The following is a 17,462-nucleotide window of genomic DNA, read 5'->3' on the forward strand; positions in this document are numbered from 1 at the left end:
GCCTAAGCTGGCTGCATGGATAATCCGGATCCCGATGGAGTCCCGTCCTTGCCGGCGCCCGATGCGTTGGTGATTGCCGCCGTCGTGGTGCCACCCGCCGGAGGCGCCCCGGATGCCGCCCGGGTGTCCGGGGACCTCCGGGATTGCCAGGCCATGAGGGCGGCGCAGGACATGGCGGTGTGGGGAAACCTGGACCGCTGCCTGACAGACAGGGAAGCGCTGGAGTACTGGCCTGGCAACCGATACGAAGAACGGCATCTCTTCCTGGCCCGGATCGGCAGCGAACCAGTGGGTCTGTGCTCGGTCACCCTGCCGTTGCAGGACAACACGGCCACGGCAGGCATTGACGTCCTGGTGGTTCCCCGCTGGCGCCGCCGGGGGATCGGCCGTGCCCTGCTGGGTCACGCCGAAACCGTGGCCCGCACCCGCGGCCGGTCATCCCTGGACGGCTACCACGAACTGCCACTGGACCCACCGGAGGGTGCCCGTATGCTGGCCGCGAAGTCCGGCAGCGGGCACCTGCCCATGGACCACCCCGCAACCGCGTTTGCCGTTGCACACGGCTACCAACTGGAACAGGTGGAGCGCTCCAGCCGGCTCGCGCTTCCCGTGCCCCGAGACCTGCTCGCCCGTCTGGAGGCGGAAGGGCATGCCCATGCAGCGCATTACACGCTGACGTCCTGGGACGATCATTGCCCGGAAGGGCTCGTTGCCGGTTATGCCCGGCTCAGGGTGCGGATGAGCACGGATGCTCCCACGGCGGGTATGGACTGGCAACGTGAGGACTGGGATGCCGCCCGGGTCCGGGAGGACGAGTCGGCGCTCGGCCGCGGCGGCGTCCAGTCATCCGTGGCGGCCGCCCTGCACCGGCATACCGGCGAGCTGGTGGCGTATACGGTCCTGACTTGGCGCCCGGAGGTGCCGGGGTCGCTCATCCAGCAGGACACCCTGGTGGCGGCGGAGCACCGCGGCCACCGGTTGGGCATGCTGGTCAAAGCGGCCAACCTCCGCCGTGCCCAGGAAAAGTGGCCCCCGGCGCGCTCGGTCCTGACATGGAATGCCAGCGAAAACCAGCATATGCTGGCGATAAATACCGCACTTGGATTCAAGCCCGCTGGCTATGAAGGTGAGTGGAAGAAACGGCTGGGATGATGCCCGTATGGCAATAGACGTGAAGATCGAGCAGCTGTGGATCCCCGATTCTTTGGACACCCCCGACGCAGCGGACTTCCTCGCCGCCGTCGAAGTGGGCCGCAAAGTGCGGATGCAGACTTGGGGGAGTGACGATCTCGCCTACGGTCCGTTGGAGAAGCTGCTTGAGTTCGCTGATCCCTATGAGCGCCAGCTGATCCTCGTCGCCAAGGTGGACGGCGACATCGTGGGCACCGTGGACATCGCGCTGCCACTGACAGACCACCTGGACCTCGCCGAACTCACCCTGGACATCCTGCCCGAGTTCCAGCGCCAGGGCGTGGGGCGGCGCCTGCTCGAAGCGGCCGAGCAGTTGGCCCGGGGTGAGGGCCGCACCATGATCCTGGTGGACACCAACCACCCCGGCGCTTCGCTGCACGAGTTCGGGCAGGCCCAGCTGGTCCCGGGCACCGGCCAGGGGTTCGTTCCCTTGGAAAGCCGGGAGGTGGAGTTCGCGCAGCGGACCGGTTACACGCTCCAGCACATTGAGCAGTTCAGCTCCTGCCTCCTTCCCCTGGACACCAAACTGGTGGCAGACCTCCAGGGCGAGGCCGACGAAGCCAACGGCGGCAGGTACCGGCTGCACCACTGGACGGACCGCTGCCCGGACCAATGGCTGGAGGCCGTGGCGGTGTTGGAGAACCAGGCGGGTGCCGACGTCGACCCCTCACTGGACGTGCCGGTGGAGCAGGACATGGTGTTCGACGGCGGGATCCTGCGTGAGGCCGAAGACGTCGCCATCGCGCAGGGAAGGCGGACGGTGGTCACCGCCGTCGAAGACATCGCCACAGGTTCGCTCGTGGGACTGACCACCATCACCGTGCTGGCCCACCGCGCCGACGTCGTTTTCCAGGACGATACCCTGGTCCTGCAGGAGCACCGGGGCAACAAGCTTGGCCTGCTGATCAAGGTGGCCAACATGGAGCGGCTCAGCGAACAGTTCCCGGATGCACGCATCATCTACACCTGGAACGCCCCCGAGAACCGGTACCTCCTGACGGTCAACAAACAGCTTGGGTTCCAGACGGCCGGGGTGACCGGTATATGGCAAAAGGAACTTCCCACGATGCGGACCAGCACCAGTTGACGCCCGATTTGGCGGACCGGCGTCACCTCGCGTAAGCTGGGTGGACCAAAGACCGTCGGTTGTTGGAAATCCACTCTCCTGTACATGGCTCAACTCTGCAGTTGTGCGCCGGAGACCACAGTGGCTTTCCGGACGAAGGACCCTCAACGCAGGGCGGCCGGCGCAGGTGAACGAAGCAAAGCTCCGCGGCAAAGCCGTGTTGAGCCAAGCCCCGTGCATCTGCGCGGGGCGTTTTTAGTTTTAGCTCTCTTGAGCGGGGACCGTCGAATACCGGCACTATCCCCGGAAGGAGGGTTATGGCAACGCCTACCAAGGTTTCAGCAGTAGCTGAGATCACTAACGATTTCAAGGAATCGAACGCCGCTGTCCTGACCGAATACCGCGGGCTCACCGTTGCACAGCTCAAGCAGCTGCGTGTTTCTCTCGGCCAGGACACCAAGTTCGCGGTCGTCAAGAACACCCTGACCGCCATTGCAGCCAAGGAAGCCGGCGTCGAAGCATTCGACGGCCAGCTCTCCGGCCCCACTGCAATCGCGTTCATCAAGGGTGACGCAGTTGCCGCTGCCAAGAGCCTGACGGATTTTGCCAAGGCCAACAAGCAGCTGGTCATCAAGACCGGTTACTTCGAGGGCAAGGCACTGGACGCCACCGAGGTTGCAGCCCTGGCTGCCCTCGAGTCCCGTGAGCTGCAGCTCGCCAAGGTTGCAGGCGTCCTCAAGGCACCCGCCGCCGCAGCTGCACGCATCATCGACGCACTGCGCCTCAAGCTTGAAGAAGAGAACGGTGCACCGGCAGCTGCCGAAGCGCCTGCCGCTGAAGAAGCTCCCGCCGCTGAAGCCGAGGCACCCGCCGAAGCTCCCGCTGCCGAAGAGAACTAATTCTCTTTACCCCACCAGACTCCGGTGTCAGGTCCGGCTCCGCGCCGTTCGGACACCACAACAGGAAGGACGCCAACCATGGCGAAGCTCAGCAACGAAGAGCTCATTGAAGCTTTCAAGGAACTGACCATCATCGAGCTCTCCGAGTTCGTCAAGCTCTTCGAAGAGACCTTCGAAGTTACCGCCGCTGCTGTTGCAGTTGCCGGCCCTGCCGGTGGCGGAGCTGCTGAAGAGGTTGAAGAGAAGACTGACTTCGACGTCATCCTCGAATCTGCCGGTGACAAGAAGATCGCCGTCATCAAGGAAGTTCGCGCCATCACCTCCCTCGGCCTCAAGGAAGCCAAGGACCTGGTTGACAGCGCCCCCAAGGCTGTTCTCGAAGGCGCCAACAAGGAAGCTGCCGAGAAGGCCAAGGAGCAGCTCGAGGCTGCAGGCGCCACCGTTACCCTCAAGTAACAACGCCTTTTCCTTTCGGAAACCCCGTCCACTTCGGTGGGCGGGGTTTCCTGCTTTAAGCGGGCCGGGAGGCTCAGCCGGGTTCTGAGATGTCGGCGACGACGGCGCCCAGGGCCTTGGTCAGCGAGTCGGCGTCAACAAAAGCACTGTATCCATGGGCTCCGGCGCCCATGGAGATCCGGCGGCCGGTGATCGTGGCGTCGGCGTAGACGGGCCAGGCCGTGGTGCTGCCCAGCGGCGTGATGGTGCCACGTTCGTATCCTGTCGCGTCGAGGGCGATGTCTGCCGGCGGCAGCGAGAGCTTGTTGACGCCCACCAGGGACCGGAGTTTGGGCCAGGAGATCTGCCGGTCGCCGGGAATCAGGGCGAACAGGAACGTACCGTCCTTGTGCTTGACCACCAGTGACTTCACAATGTCGGCCGGCGTGATGCCCAGAATGCCGGCGGCTTCCTCCAGGCTGCGGGCCGGCGGGCGTTCCACGACGTCAACGTGCAGCCCGCGGGCGGCGGCGTCGGCCAGGAAACGTTCCCGCCCGGCGCCGTCCGTACCGTTTACGGCGGTGCCCGCCACTAGTCGCGGTAGAGCAGGAGCGCTTCGCCCTGCCCTCCTCCGCCGCACAGCGCTACGGCGGCCTTGCCAGTCCCGCGGCGCTTCAGCTCGTGGGCGGCGTGGGCGGCCAGCCGGGCTCCCGAAGCGCCGATCGGATGCCCCAGGGCGATGGCCCCGCCGTGGATGTTGCACTTTTCCAGGGGGTAATCCAAGTCCTTGAGCGACTGCACGGCAACGGAACCGAAGGCTTCGTTGATTTCGATGAAGTCCAGGTCCGCCGTGCCCCAACCGGCCTTGCCGAGGGCATTCATGATCGCGTGCGAAGGCTGTGAATGCAGTGAGTTGTCCGGTCCGGCAACCTGGCCCGGTTTCCCGACGACGGCCAGGTACTCCAGGCCGTGTTCGTCGGCGTAGGCGCGGGAGGAAAGCACCAGGGCGGCGGCGCCGTCGGACAGGGGGGACGAGTTGCCGGCGGTGATGGTGCCGTCCGTAACGAAGGCGGCCCGCAGGCCCGCGAGCGATTCCACCGAGGTGTTGGGGCGCACGCCTTCGTCGGTGTCCACCACCAAGGGGTCGCCCTTGCGCTGCTTGACGCTGACCGGGGCGATTTCGCCGTCGAACGTTCCGTTTTTCGCGGCGAGGGCGGCGCGCTGGTGAGACTGCGCCGCCACGTTATCCTGGGAGGTGCGGTCAATGCCCAGGGTGAGGTTGCGCGTTTCGGTGGACAACCCCATGGACTCACCGTCGAAGGCGTCGGTCAAGCCGTCGTGCGCGGCTGCATCCAGTGTCTGGATCGAGCCGTAGGTCCATCCCTGCCGGGACCCGGGGAGCAGGTGCGGTGCCCGGCTCATGGATTCCTGGCCGCCGGCCACCACCACGGAGGCCTCGCCGGAACGGATCATACGGGCGGCGTCGATCACCGCGGTGAGCCCGGAGAGGCACACTTTATTGACGGTCACGGCGGGGACGTTCCAGCCGATCCCGGCGCCGATGGAGCTTTGTCGCGCGGGATTCTGGCCGGCACCCGCCTGCAGTACCTGTCCCATGATTACGGCTTCCACATCGGCGGCGTCGACGCCACTGGCCGCCAAAGCAGCCTTGATGGCGTGGGCGCCCAGGTCCACCGCCGTCAGGCTGGACAATTGGCCGTTGATGCGGCCCTGCGGGGTCCGCGCTGCCGCGAGGATGACGACGTCACTGTTGTCAGGAGAGTTGCCCATGGTCATCACTTTCAATCCGGTTCAGGTGTAAGCCACCAAGGCTATCGTGAGCCTGGTCACCCATCTACTCAAACGCCCGGACGCCTGTGCGCATTCCGGCGCCGCGGCTGCTGCGGGTTCGCGGCCGGGGCGGGAGGCCGCCGGGCGGGGCAGGGGAGAGGTCCCCATCCCGCCGGCGTGCACGACGGCGGCGGCTTGCGTAGGGTGGTGGGCGAGGCTTTTCAGGGGGACACCGGGTCCGGGGCCGTGACGGACGGAGCGAGATCATGAAGACGAGAATTGCCGCAGCGGCCCTTGCCGCCATTGCCGCGCTGAGCGGCTGCTCGGTATCGACGCCGGCGCCGGAGCCGACGGAGTCAACGCAGGCGGCCGCTTCGCCCGCCGTCCGGCCCAGCGACGGCAGCACGCCCCGTGCGTCAGCATCAGGCTCCGTCGCCCAGGGTGCGGGGGCCAAGGAAGCCTGCGAACTCTTCAACAAACTCTTCGCCGACTACGCCGCGGTTTCGCCCACCGACGCAAAGGGCTATGAAGACGTGTACCTGAAAGCCCAGGACGCCAAGGACACCGTTTCCGGGGACCTGGAGGGGCTGTTTGCCTCGCTCAGCCTGCTCGCAATCGACCACTCGGCCGCAGCGGAGTCCGGCAGCACGCCTGCCCAAGAGTCCAAGGATGCAGTGCGGGACGCCGTCTTCGCCAACTCGGGGACCTGCACTGCCGAAGGTGTCACGCTGCGCCTCTAGGTAAAGTACGGCACACAGGCACACAGCGGGAAAACAGGTGCTTGCAATCCGGCCGGATGTGGGGTAGACACGTAGGTTGTTTTGCCGTATCGTAGATATTTGCGTCTTCCCTGTTTACCTTCAGCCTTCATATAGCGGTGGGCTTTGCCTGGCAGCTGGCAATCAACGTGCCGTGACAACGTCACAGCATCGTCAGCGCGGGTCCCGGGTCATATAGCGGAACCGGATGGTAGCGCTGCGGAGTCACTTTCGCAGGGTGCACAGCGGGGGAGATCTGAAAACGCCTGAAGGTCTGTGGAAGGATCCCTCTTGGTCGCCTCGAGCACCTCTAATAACGAAACCGCTAACACCGCCGACAGCACTGATGGTGCCACTCGCCGGCTCTCATTCGCAAAGATTCACGAACCTCTTGACGTTCCGAATCTGCTTGCCCTGCAGACAGACAGCTTCGACTGGCTGGTCGGCAATGAGCGCTGGCAGGCACGCGTGGCAAAGGCTGTCGAAGAAAACGATCTCAGCGTCGCCACCACGTCCGGCCTGTCGGACATCTTCGAAGAGATCTCCCCGATCGAGGACTTCCAGGGCACCATGTCCCTGAGCTTCTCCGATCCGGAGTTCGCTGACCCCAAGTACACCATGGCCGAGTGCAAGGACCGGGACGCAACGTACTCGGCTCCGCTGTACGTGAAGGCCGAGTTCATGAACAACAACACGGGCGAAATCAAGCAGCAGACCGTGTTCATGGGCGATTTCCCGCTGATGACCGAGAAGGGCACCTTCGTGGTCAACGGCACGGAGCGTGTCGTCGTCTCCCAGCTGGTCCGTTCGCCGGGCGCCTACTTTGAGCGCGCTGCCGACAAGACCAGCGACAAGGACATCTTCACCGCCAAGATCATCCCGTCCCGCGGTGCGTGGTTCGAGCTCGAAATCGACAAGCGCGACCAGGTCGGCGTCCGCCTCGACCGCAAGCGCAAGCAGTCGGTCACCGTCCTGCTGAAGGCCCTCGGCTGGACCGAAGGCCAGATCCTCGAAGAGTTCGGCCAGTACGATTCCATGCGGGCAACCCTGGAGAAGGACGCCACCGAAACCCGCGAAGACGCCCTGCTGGACATCTACCGCAAGCTGCGTCCGGGCGAGCCGCCCACCGTCGAGGCTGCCCAGTCCCTGCTGGACAACCTGTACTTCAACTCCAAGCGCTACGATCTGGCCAAGGTTGGCCGTTACAAGATCAACCGCAAGCTCGGCATCGACCGCTCCCTTGGTGACAAGGAAGCTTCGGTTCTGCACGTTGAAGACATCGTTGCCATGATCAAGTTCCTTGTCGCGCTGCACGCCGGCGAGAAGACCATCAAGGGCACCCGCGATGGCCAGGAAGTGGACCTGCGCGTCGAAATCGACGACATCGACCACTTCGGCAACCGCCGCATCCGTGCCGTCGGCGAGCTCATCGAGAACCAGGTCCGCACCGGCCTGTCCCGTATGGAGCGCGTCGTCCGCGAGCGTATGACCACCCAGGACGTCGAGGCCATCACGCCGCAGACCCTGATCAACATCCGCCCCGTGGTTGCAGCCATCAAGGAGTTCTTCGGAACCTCCCAGCTGTCGCAGTTCATGGACCAGAACAACCCGCTCTCGGGCCTGACCCACAAGCGCCGCCTGTCGGCCCTTGGCCCCGGTGGTCTGTCCCGTGACCGCGCCGGCATGGAAGTCCGTGACGTGCACCCGTCCCACTACGGACGTATGTGCCCCATCGAGACTCCTGAAGGCCCGAACATTGGCCTGATCGGTTCGCTGGCATCCTACGGCCGCATCAACCCGTTCGGCTTCATCGAGACCCCGTACCGCCTGGTCAAGGACGGCGTCGTGTCCGACGACGTCCAGTACCTGACGGCCGACGACGAGGCAGAGGTCCTGATCGCCCAGGCCAACGCCCCGCTGGACGAGAACAAGAAGTTCGCCGAAGAGACCGTCCTGGTCCGTGCCCGCGGTGGTGGAGGCGAGCCCGTCCTGGTTCCGGCCGCGGACGTCGAGTTCATGGACGTTTCCCCGCGCCAGATGGTGTCCGTGGCAACCGCCCTGATCCCGTTCCTGGAGCACGACGACGCCAACCGTGCACTCATGGGTGCCAACATGCAGCGCCAGGCCGTGCCGCTGGTCCGTTCCGAGGCCCCGTTCGTGGGTACCGGCATGGAACGTGCTGCCGCCGTCGACGCAGGTGACGTTGTCATCGCCAAGAAGGCCGGTGTGGTCACCGAGGTTTCCGCCGAGCTCGTCATCATGCTCAACGACGACGGCACCGAGACCAACTACCGCATCAACAAGTTCGCCCGCTCCAACCAGGGCAACTGCTACAACCACCGCGTCCTGGTGAACGAAGGCCAGCGCCTGGAAGTTGGCGGCATCATCGCCGACGGCCCGGCTACGGACCAGGGTGAACTCGCACTGGGCAAGAACCTGCTCGTGGCATTCATGTCATGGGAAGGCCACAACTTCGAGGACGCTATCATCCTCTCGCAGCGCATCGTTGCCGAGGACGTCCTTTCCTCCATCCACATCGAGGAGCACGAGATCGATGCCCGCGACACCAAGCTTGGTGCCGAGGAAATCACCCGTGACATCCCCAACGTGTCCGAGGAAGTCCTTGCAGGCCTGGACGAGCGCGGCATCATCCACATCGGTGCCGAGGTTGAAGCAGGGGACATCCTGGTCGGAAAGGTCACCCCGAAGGGTGAAACCGAACTGACCCCGGAAGAGCGCCTGCTGCGCGCCATCTTCGGCGAGAAGTCCCGCGAAGTCCGCGACACTTCCCTGAAGGTTCCCCACGGCGAGTCCGGCACCGTCATCGGCGTGCGCGTCTTCGACCGCGACAACGACGACGAACTGCCCCCGGGCGTGAACCAGCTGGTCCGCGTCTACGTGGCCGCCAAGCGCAAGATCACTGACGGCGACAAGCTCGCCGGCCGCCACGGCAACAAGGGTGTTATCTCCAAGATCCTCCCGATCGAGGACATGCCCTTCCTTGCTGACGGCACCCCCGTTGACATCGTCCTGAACCCGCTGGGTGTTCCGGGCCGTATGAACGTGGGCCAGGTGCTCGAAACGCACCTCGGCTGGGTTGCCAAGACCGGCTGGAAGATCGAAGGCGAGCCCGAATGGGTCAAGCAGCTGCCGAACCTGCCGCGCGAGAGTGGTCCCACCACTGTTGCAACGCCGGTATTCGACGGTGCCCGTGAAGAGGAAATCACCGGCCTGCTGGATTCCACCAACGTGACCCGCGACGGTGACCGCCTGATCAACTCCTCGGGCAAGACCCGCCTGTTTGACGGCCGCTCCGGCGAGCCGTTCCCGGATCCGATCTCGGTCGGCTACATGTACATCCTGAAGCTCCACCACCTGGTGGACGACAAGATCCACGCGCGCTCCACCGGCCCGTACTCCATGATCACGCAGCAGCCGCTGGGTGGTAAGGCGCAGTTCGGTGGCCAGCGCTTCGGTGAAATGGAAGTGTGGGCGCTCGAAGCTTATGGCGCCGCCTACACCCTCCAGGAACTCCTCACGATCAAGTCGGATGATATCCACGGTCGTGTGAAGGTCTACGAAGCGATCGTCAAGGGCGAGAACATCCCCGAGCCGGGCGTTCCCGAATCCTTCAAGGTCTTGATCAAGGAAATGCAGTCGCTGTGCCTGAACGTGGAAGTGCTTTCCACGGACGGAACCACAATTGAAATGCGTGACTCTGATGACGCAGTCTTCACGGCTGCGGAAGAACTGGGCATCGATCTGTCTCGCGCAGAGCCCAGCTCCGTAGAAGAGGTCTAGCAGGCGGGCGTACGACGGCGGGTGCCCACCCGCCGTCGTACCCCACCTCCCTCATTCGTCAAGACTTCAGAATTTAGAGAACAAGAGAGAACAGGGACCATATGTCCAGCGAATCCTCCTTCGGCCTCATGCAGATCGGCCTCGCCACCGCGGAAGACATCCGCGGCTGGTCTTACGGCGAGGTTAAGAAGCCGGAAACCATCAACTACCGCACCCTCAAGCCCGAGAAGGACGGACTCTTCTGCGAGAAGATCTTCGGCCCGTCCCGGGACTGGGAATGCTACTGCGGCAAGTACAAGCGCGTGCGCTTCAAGGGCATCATCTGTGAGCGCTGTGGCGTCGAAGTCACCCGCGCCAAGGTCCGCCGTGAGCGCATGGGCCACATCGAGCTGGCCGCCCCGGTCACGCACATCTGGTACTTCAAGGGTGTTCCGTCCCGCCTGGGCTACCTCCTTGACCTGGCCCCGAAGGACCTCGAGAAGGTCATCTACTTCGCTGCCTACATGATCACCAGCGTCGACGAGGCCGCCCGCCACGAAGAACTGCCCAACCTCCAGGTTGAGCACGACATCGAGAAGAAGCAGCTGATCGACAACCGCGACGCCGACATCGCCGCGATCGCCCGCGACCTCGAAGGCGAAATCGCACGCCTTGAGGGCGAAGGCGCCAAGGCTGCCGACAAGAAGAAGGCCCGCGACTCCGCCGACCGCCAGATGGCCAACGTCCGCAAGCGTGCCGACGCCGACATCGAGCGCCTCGAGCAGGTCTGGGACCGCTTCAAGAACCTCAAGGTCGCCGACCTTGAAGGTGACGAAGGGCTGTACCGCGAACTGCGCGACCGCTACGGCATGTACTTCGAAGGCTCCATGGGTGCCGAAGCCATCAAGAAGCGCCTTGAGAACTTCGACATGCAGGCCGAGTCCGACCTGCTGCGCGACATCATTGCCAACGGCAAGGGTCAGCGCAAGACCCGCGCCCTCAAGCGCCTGAAGGTGGTCAACGCGTTCCTGACCACCAACAACAGCCCGCTCGGCATGGTGCTCGACGCCGTACCGGTGATCCCGCCGGAACTGCGCCCGATGGTCCAGCTGGACGGTGGCCGGTTCGCGACCTCCGACCTCAACGACCTCTACCGCCGCGTGATCAACCGGAACAACCGCCTCAAGCGCCTGCTTGACCTCGGTGCCCCGGAGATCATCGTCAACAACGAGAAGCGCATGCTTCAGGAAGCTGTTGACAGCCTCTTCGACAACGGCCGCCGCGGCCGTCCGGTCACCGGACCGGGCAACCGTCCGCTGAAGTCCCTGAGCGACATGCTCAAGGGCAAGCAGGGCCGGTTCCGCCAGAACCTCCTCGGCAAGCGCGTCGACTACTCCGGCCGTTCGGTCATCGTTGTCGGCCCGCAGCTGAAGCTGCACCAGTGCGGCCTGCCCAAGCAGATGGCGCTGGAGCTCTTCAAGCCGTTCGTGATGAAGCGCCTGGTTGACCTCAACCACGCCCAGAACATCAAGTCGGCCAAGCGGATGGTGGAGCGCTACCGCCCGCAGGTCTGGGATGTGCTCGAAGAGATCATCACCGAACACCCGGTGCTGCTCAACCGTGCACCTACCCTGCACCGCCTGGGCATCCAGGCGTTCGAACCGCAGCTTGTTGAAGGCAAGGCAATCCAGCTGCACCCGCTGGTTTGTGGCGCGTTCAACGCCGACTTCGACGGCGACCAGATGGCAGTCCACCTGCCGCTGAGCCCCGAGGCGCAGGCTGAGGCCCGCATCCTGATGCTGTCCTCGAACAACATCCTGAAGCCGTCTGACGGACGTCCGGTCACCCTGCCTTCGCAGGACATGATCATCGGCCTGTACCACCTGACCACCAAGCGCAAGGGTTCAGCCGGTGAGGGCCGCATCTTCGGTTCGGTTTCGGAAGCCATCATGGCGTTCGACGCCCGCGAGCTGCACCTGAACTCGCAGGTCAAGATCCGCCTCGAAGGCTTCGTGCCCTACGCCGGCTGGGAAGCTCCGGAAGGCTGGGAGCAGGGTCAGCCTGCTCTCGTCCAGACCTCCCTGGGCCAGGTCCTCTTCAACGAGACCCTGCCTGAGGACTACCCCTGGGTTGAGGCTGTTGCCGACAAGGGCGAACTGTCCCGCATCGTCAACGACCTTGCCGAGCGCTACCCGAAGGTCGTCACCGCGGCAACGCTGGACAACCTCAAGGATGCCGGTTTCTACTGGGCCACCCGCTCAGGCGTCACCGTCGCCATCTCCGACATCGAGGTTCCGGCGGCCAAGCCGGAAATCCTTGCCGGTTACGAGGAACGCGCCGCCAAGATCCAGGGCCAGTATGACAAGGGCCTGATCGACGACGACGAGCGTCGCCAGGAACTGATCGAGATCTGGAACAAGGCCACCAACGACATCGCTGCAGTGATGCGCGAGAGCCTGTCGCCGATGAACACCATCAACCGCATGGTGTCCTCCGGTGCACGTGGTAACTGGATGCAGGTCCGCCAGATCGCGGGTATCCGTGGCCTGGTGGCCAACCCGAAGGGTGAGATCATCCCGCGCCCCATCAAGTCCTCCTACCGTGAGGGCCTGTCGGTGCTGGAATACTTCATCGCCACGCACGGTGCCCGTAAGGGTCTGGCCGATACCGCACTGCGTACCGCCAACTCGGGTTACCTGACCCGTCGTCTGGTGGACGTCTCGCAGGACGTCATCGTCCGCGAAGAGGACTGCGGCACCGAGCGTGGCCTGGTCACGCCCATCGCCGTCGCCGATTCCAACGGTGAGCTCGTCCTGGACGAGAACGTCGAGAACAGCGCCTACGCACGTACGCTGGCCGTCGACGTCGTCGACTCCGAGGGCAATGTCCTCGCAGCCGCCGGCACCGACTGCGGCGACGTTGTGATCGCTGAGCTCTTCAAGGCAGGCATCACCGAGGTCAAGGTCCGCTCCGTACTCACCTGTGAGTCCAGCGTTGGCACCTGCGCCCTGTGCTACGGCCGTTCGTTGGCCACCGGCAAGACCGTGGACATCGGCGAGGCCGTGGGCATCATCGCCGCACAGTCCATCGGTGAACCCGGTACCCAGCTGACCATGCGTACGTTCCACACCGGTGGTGCTGTTTCCGCCGGCGGTGGCGACGACATCACCCAGGGTCTGCCCCGTATCCAGGAGCTCTTCGAAGCCCGTACTCCGAAGGGTGTTGCACCGATTGCTGAAGCAGCCGGCCGCATCACCATCGAAGAGTCCGAGCGCCAGATGCGCCTGGTCATCACCCCGGATGACGGATCGGAAGAGATCGCTTACCCGGTCCTGCGCCGTTCACGCCTGCTGATCGAAGACGGCGACCACGTCGCCGTCGGACAGAAGCTGATCAACGGCCCGGTGGACCCCAAGCAGGTCCTGCGCATCATGGGCCCGCGTGCGGCACAGAAGTTCCTGGTGGACGAGGTCCAGGGCGTGTACCGCAGCCAGGGCATCGGTATCCACGACAAGCACGTCGAGGTTATCGTTCGCCAGATGCTGCGTCGCGTCACGGTCATCGAATCCGGTGAATCCGACCTGCTGCCCGGCGAGCTCGCCGAGCGCAGCCGCTTCGAGGAGGCCAACCGCCGCGTTGTGTCCGAGGGCAAGACTCCGGCTTCCGGACGTCCCGAGCTCATGGGCATCACCAAGGCGTCGCTGGCCACCGAGTCCTGGCTGTCGGCAGCTTCCTTCCAGGAGACCACCCGCGTCCTGACGCAGGCGGCCATGGAAGGCAAGAGCGACCCGCTGCTGGGCCTGAAGGAAAACGTCATCATCGGTAAGCTGATCCCGGCCGGCACGGGCCTCCCGCGCTACACCGAGGTCACTGTCGAGCCCACTGAAGAAGCGAAGGCCAACCTGTTCACCGGCCCCAGCGCATTCAGTGACTTCTCGTACGACACCCTGGGCGGTGACGGAGCTCCCGAGTTCCACGCCATCCCGCTGGATGACTACGATCTCGGCAACGACTTCCGCTGACCCGGAAGCCTGACGAAGGATGGTCCCGCACCGCAAGGTGGGGGACCATCCCCGTTTAACCCGTCGATTGCTCCGTACTTGTCGTTTTGGCGGCCCATAACGACAAGTACGGAGCAATCGATGCAGGGGGAGGCGTCGATTAAGGCTTGGACAGTGTCCGTGGTAGACTAGTTACCAATTGTTATTGTGGCAGTGGATGAGTGCGCCGGTACCAGCTGAAAGGCTGAACCAGAGCGACGTTTCCGGTTTGCAGGGTTCTTGTGCAACGTATGCCACATTTTTGCATGCCTAGGGACTGATAGGATCGCAAGCTCCTTCCCGGTATGCGATCCGACTATTAAAGGCTTCGCCTTCGCCGCCATGGAGATCCTCTTCAGGGCCCGGGCGGCGGGGCAACGCAACAGGAGAGTGGCCGGAAACAGCCACTCCGGATAAAACGGAGAACACGAGAGTGCCTACGATTAACCAGCTGGTCCGCAAGGGCCGCACGCCTAAGGTCTCAAAGACCAAGGCTCCCGCGCTTAAGGGCAGCCCCATGCGCCGCGGTGTTTGCACCCGCGTTTACACCACCACCCCGAAGAAGCCGAACTCGGCTCTGCGTAAGGTGGCGCGTGTTCGCCTCAACGGCGGCGTGGAAGTTACCGCCTACATCCCCGGTGTTGGCCACAACCTGCAGGAGCACTCCATTGTGCTCGTCCGCGGTGGTCGTGTTAAGGACCTCCCCGGTGTCCGCTACAAGATCGTCCGTGGCGCCCTTGATACCCAGGGTGTGAAGAACCGTAAGCAGGCCCGCAGCCGCTACGGCGCAAAGATGGAGAAGAAGTAATATGCCTCGCAAGGGTCCGGCCCCCAAGCGGCCGCTCGTTTCGGATCCGGTTTACGGTTCCCCGCTGGTAACCCAGCTCATCAACAAGGTGCTTGTTGACGGCAAGAAGTCCACTGCAGAACGCATCGTCTACGGTGCCCTCGAGGGCGCACGCGCCAAGTCCGGTGGCGACCCCGTCGCAGCGCTGAAGAAGGCCATGGACAACGTCAAGCCGTCGCTTGAGGTTCGCTCCCGCCGCGTCGGTGGCGCCACCTACCAGGTTCCGGTTGAGGTCAAGCCGGGCCGTTCCACCGCACTCGCCCTGCGCTGGCTGGTTGGCTACTCCAAGGCCCGCCGCGAAAAGACGATGACCGAGCGTCTCCAGAACGAAATCCTGGATGCGTCCAACGGTCTCGGTGCCGCTGTGAAGCGTCGCGAAGACACCCACAAGATGGCCGAGTCCAACAAGGCCTTCGCACACTACCGCTGGTAATACTCCCCGGGCGCCGCCGGCTCAACAGAGCCGGCGGCGAACGTGTAGTCCATCCCAAAAGGAGACCCCGTGGCACAGGACGTGCTTACCGACCTTAGTAAGGTCCGCAACATCGGCATCATGGCCCACATTGATGCCGGCAAGACCACCACAACCGAGCGCATCCTGTTCTACACGGGTGTGAACCACAAGATCGGCGAAACGCACGACGGCGCTTCGACCACTGACTGGATGGAACAGGAAAAGGAACGCGGCATCACCATCACGTCTGCCGCCGTGACCTGCTTCTGGGAGAACAACCAGATCAACATCATCGACACTCCCGGCCACGTGGACTTCACGGTTGAGGTTGAGCGCTCCCTGCGCGTCCTCGACGGTGCAGTCGCCGTCTTCGATGGCAAGGAAGGCGTTGAGCCGCAGTCGGAGACGGTATGGCGCCAGGCTGACAAGTACAACGTTCCGCGTATCTGCTTCGTCAACAAGATGGACAAGCTCGGTGCTGACTTCTACTTCACCGTAGACACCATCATCAGCCGCCTCGGTGCCAAGCCGTTGGTCATGCAGCTCCCCATCGGTGCCGAGAACGACTTCATCGGCGTCGTCGACCTGCTTTACATGCGTGCCCTGGTTTGGCCGGGCGACGCCAAGGGCGACGTGACCATGGGTGCCAAGTACGAGATCCGCGAAATCCCCGCTGACCTCCAGGAAAAGGCCGAAGAGTACCGCGCGAACCTCGTTGAGACGGTCGCCGAGTCCTCCGAGGAACTCATGGAGAAGTACCTCGAGGGTGAAGAGATCTCGATCGACGAGCTCAAGGCCGGCATCCGCAAGATGACCATCAACTCTGAGCTGTACCCGATCTTCTGTGGCTCCGCCTTCAAGAACCGCGGCGTTCAGCCCATGCTCGATGCAGTTGTGGACTACCTGCCGAACCCGCTCGACGTCCCCCCGATGGTCGGCCACGATCCTCGCGACGAAGAGAAGGAACTGACCCGCAAGCCTTCCGCCGACGAGCCGTTCTCGGCACTGGCGTTCAAGATTGCTGCGCACCCCTTCTTCGGCCAGCTCACCTTCATCCGCGTGTACTCCGGTCACGTGGAAGCAGGCGCCCAGGTGGTCAACTCCACCAAGGGCAAGAAGGAGCGCATCGGCAAGCTGTTCCAGATGCACGCCAACAAGGAAATGCCCGTTGAGGGCGCTACCGCCGGCCACATCTACGCAGCCATCGGTCTGAAGGACACCACCACGGGTGACACCCTGTGTGATTCCAACAACCAGATCGTGCTCGAGTCCATGAGCTTCCCGGAGCCCGTGATCTCGGTTGCTATCGAGCCGAACACCAAGGGTGACCAGGAGAAGCTCTCCACGGCCATCCAGAAGCTCTCCGCTGAGGACCCCACCTTCCAGGTGTCCCTCAACGAAGACACCGGCCAGACCATCATCGCCGGCATGGGCGAACTCCACCTGGACATCCTGGTGGACCGCATGCGCCGCGAATTCAAGGTCGAGGCCAACGTGGGCAAGCCGCAGGTTGCTTACCGCGAAACCATCAAGCGCGCCGTCGAACGCCACGACTACACGCACAAGAAGCAGACCGGTGGTTCGGGCCAGTTCGCAAAGATCCAGATCGCGATCGAGCCGCTGGACACTGCCGAAGGCGAGCTGTACGAGTTCGAGAACAAGGTCACCGGTGGCCGCGTTCCCCGCGAGTACATCCCGTCTGTTGACGCGGGTATCCAGGATGCGCTGAACGACGGCGTCCTGGCCGGCTACCCGGTCGTCGGCATCAAGGCCACGCTTATTGACGGCGCCTACCACGATGTTGACTCTTCGGAAATGGCGTTCAAGATCGCCGGCCGTATGGCTTTCAAGGAAGCTGCACGCAAGGCGAACCCTGTACTGCTTGAACCGCTGATGGATGTAGAGGTCCGCACCCCTGAGGAATACATGGGTGAAGTTATCGGTGACCTCAACTCCCGCCGTGGCCAGATGCAGTCCATGGAAGATGCACAGGGCGTCAAGGTCATCCGCGCGCACGTTCCGCTGTCCGGCATGTTCGGCTACATCGGTGACCTGCGCTCCAAGACCCAGGGCCGCGCTGTGTACTCCATGACCTTCAACAGCTACGCCGAGGTCCCGAAGGCAGTTGCCGACGAGATCATCCAGAAGACCCGCGGCGAATAGTCTCCGGACTTCTCAAAGCAACAAACTCGGGTGCGCTT

Annotated in this window: 12 protein-coding genes; 10 read left to right on the forward strand and 2 right to left on the reverse strand. The window is 63.7% G+C overall.

The annotated features are described in order from the left end of the window. Positions 1-15 precede the first annotated feature (15 nt). The 4 genes from QRN53_RS16525 (at position 16) to rplL (ending at position 3,612) form a co-directional block, all read left to right on the forward strand. A complete protein-coding gene (locus QRN53_RS16525; protein ID WP_285244921.1) occupies positions 16-1,152 on the forward strand; it encodes a GNAT family N-acetyltransferase in 1,137 nt (378 codons plus the stop codon). Between the two features lie 7 nt (positions 1,153-1,159). Then, the gene (locus QRN53_RS16530; protein ID WP_285244922.1) at positions 1,160-2,278 is read left to right on the forward strand and encodes a GNAT family N-acetyltransferase; all 1,119 of its coding nucleotides are present in this window, start codon (positions 1,160-1,162) and stop codon (positions 2,276-2,278) included. A gap of 296 nt (positions 2,279-2,574) precedes the next feature. Next, the gene (gene rplJ / locus QRN53_RS16535) at positions 2,575-3,156 is read left to right on the forward strand and encodes a 50S ribosomal protein L10 (protein ID WP_285244923.1); all 582 of its coding nucleotides are present in this window, start codon (positions 2,575-2,577) and stop codon (positions 3,154-3,156) included. A gap of 78 nt (positions 3,157-3,234) precedes the next feature. Next, positions 3,235-3,612, forward strand: coding sequence for a 50S ribosomal protein L7/L12 (rplL, locus tag QRN53_RS16540; protein ID WP_018760467.1), 378 nt, complete (start codon positions 3,235-3,237; stop codon positions 3,610-3,612). A 73-nt stretch (positions 3,613-3,685) separates the two neighbouring features. On the opposite strand, the gene QRN53_RS16545 is transcribed toward rplL, so the two are convergent. Continuing rightward, a complete protein-coding gene (locus tag QRN53_RS16545; RefSeq protein WP_285244924.1) occupies positions 3,686-4,183 on the reverse strand; it encodes an aminoacyl-tRNA deacylase in 498 nt (165 codons plus the stop codon). Further along, on the reverse strand, positions 4,183-5,382 hold the full coding sequence (locus tag QRN53_RS16550) for an acetyl-CoA C-acetyltransferase (protein ID WP_285244925.1): 1,200 nt from the start codon (positions 5,380-5,382) through the stop codon (positions 4,183-4,185). The genes QRN53_RS16545 and QRN53_RS16550 overlap by 1 nt, the downstream gene beginning before the upstream one ends. Before the next feature lie 266 nt (positions 5,383-5,648). On the opposite strand from QRN53_RS16550, the gene QRN53_RS16555 reads away from it, so the two are divergent. From QRN53_RS16555 to fusA, 6 genes are all read left to right on the forward strand, one after another. Then, complete coding sequence (locus QRN53_RS16555) at positions 5,649-6,122, forward strand: hypothetical protein (protein WP_285244926.1); 474 nt, start codon at positions 5,649-5,651, stop codon at positions 6,120-6,122. A gap of 309 nt (positions 6,123-6,431) precedes the next feature. Beyond that, positions 6,432-9,941 carry a DNA-directed RNA polymerase subunit beta gene (rpoB, locus tag QRN53_RS16560; RefSeq protein WP_175316311.1) on the forward strand — a complete coding sequence of 1,170 codons (3,510 nt, stop codon included), beginning with the start codon at positions 6,432-6,434 and terminating at the stop codon, positions 9,939-9,941. Positions 9,942-10,042: 101 nt separating this feature from the next. Beyond that, entirely contained in the window at positions 10,043-13,942 is a 3,900-nt protein-coding gene (locus tag QRN53_RS16565; protein WP_285244927.1) for a DNA-directed RNA polymerase subunit beta', read from the forward strand. Positions 13,943-14,393: 451 nt separating this feature from the next. Continuing rightward, positions 14,394-14,768, forward strand: a complete 375-nt coding sequence (rpsL, locus tag QRN53_RS16570; protein ID WP_009358312.1) for a 30S ribosomal protein S12 — start codon at positions 14,394-14,396, stop codon at positions 14,766-14,768. A gap of 1 nt (position 14,769) precedes the next feature. Further along, the gene (gene rpsG / locus QRN53_RS16575; RefSeq protein ID WP_003803829.1) at positions 14,770-15,240 is read left to right on the forward strand and encodes a 30S ribosomal protein S7; all 471 of its coding nucleotides are present in this window, start codon (positions 14,770-14,772) and stop codon (positions 15,238-15,240) included. Positions 15,241-15,309: 69 nt separating this feature from the next. Then, entirely contained in the window at positions 15,310-17,424 is a 2,115-nt protein-coding gene (gene fusA / locus QRN53_RS16580; protein WP_285244928.1) for an elongation factor G, read from the forward strand. Positions 17,425-17,462: the final 38 nt, after the last annotated feature.

Source organism: Pseudarthrobacter sp. fls2-241-R2A-127, assembly GCF_030209355.1.
Classification (GTDB): Bacteria; Actinomycetota; Actinomycetes; order Actinomycetales; family Micrococcaceae; genus Arthrobacter.

Bases quoted from the DNA above. Each gene is read 5' to 3' on its own strand.
- QRN53_RS16525 (WP_285244921.1), top strand. From the start codon at position 16: ATGGATAATCCGGATCCCGATGGAGTCCCGTCCTTGCCGGCGCCCGAT.
- QRN53_RS16565 (WP_285244927.1), top strand. From the start codon at position 10,043: ATGTCCAGCGAATCCTCCTTCGGCCTCATGCAGATCGGCCTCGCCACC.
- rplJ (WP_285244923.1), top strand. From the start codon at position 2,575: ATGGCAACGCCTACCAAGGTTTCAGCAGTAGCTGAGATCACTAACGAT.
- QRN53_RS16555 (WP_285244926.1), top strand. From the start codon at position 5,649: ATGAAGACGAGAATTGCCGCAGCGGCCCTTGCCGCCATTGCCGCGCTG.
- QRN53_RS16550 (WP_285244925.1), bottom strand. From the start codon at position 5,382: ATGGGCAACTCTCCTGACAACAGTGACGTCGTCATCCTCGCGGCAGCG.
- rpsG (WP_003803829.1), top strand. From the start codon at position 14,770: ATGCCTCGCAAGGGTCCGGCCCCCAAGCGGCCGCTCGTTTCGGATCCG.
- QRN53_RS16530 (WP_285244922.1), top strand. From the start codon at position 1,160: ATGGCAATAGACGTGAAGATCGAGCAGCTGTGGATCCCCGATTCTTTG.
- rplL (WP_018760467.1), top strand. From the start codon at position 3,235: ATGGCGAAGCTCAGCAACGAAGAGCTCATTGAAGCTTTCAAGGAACTG.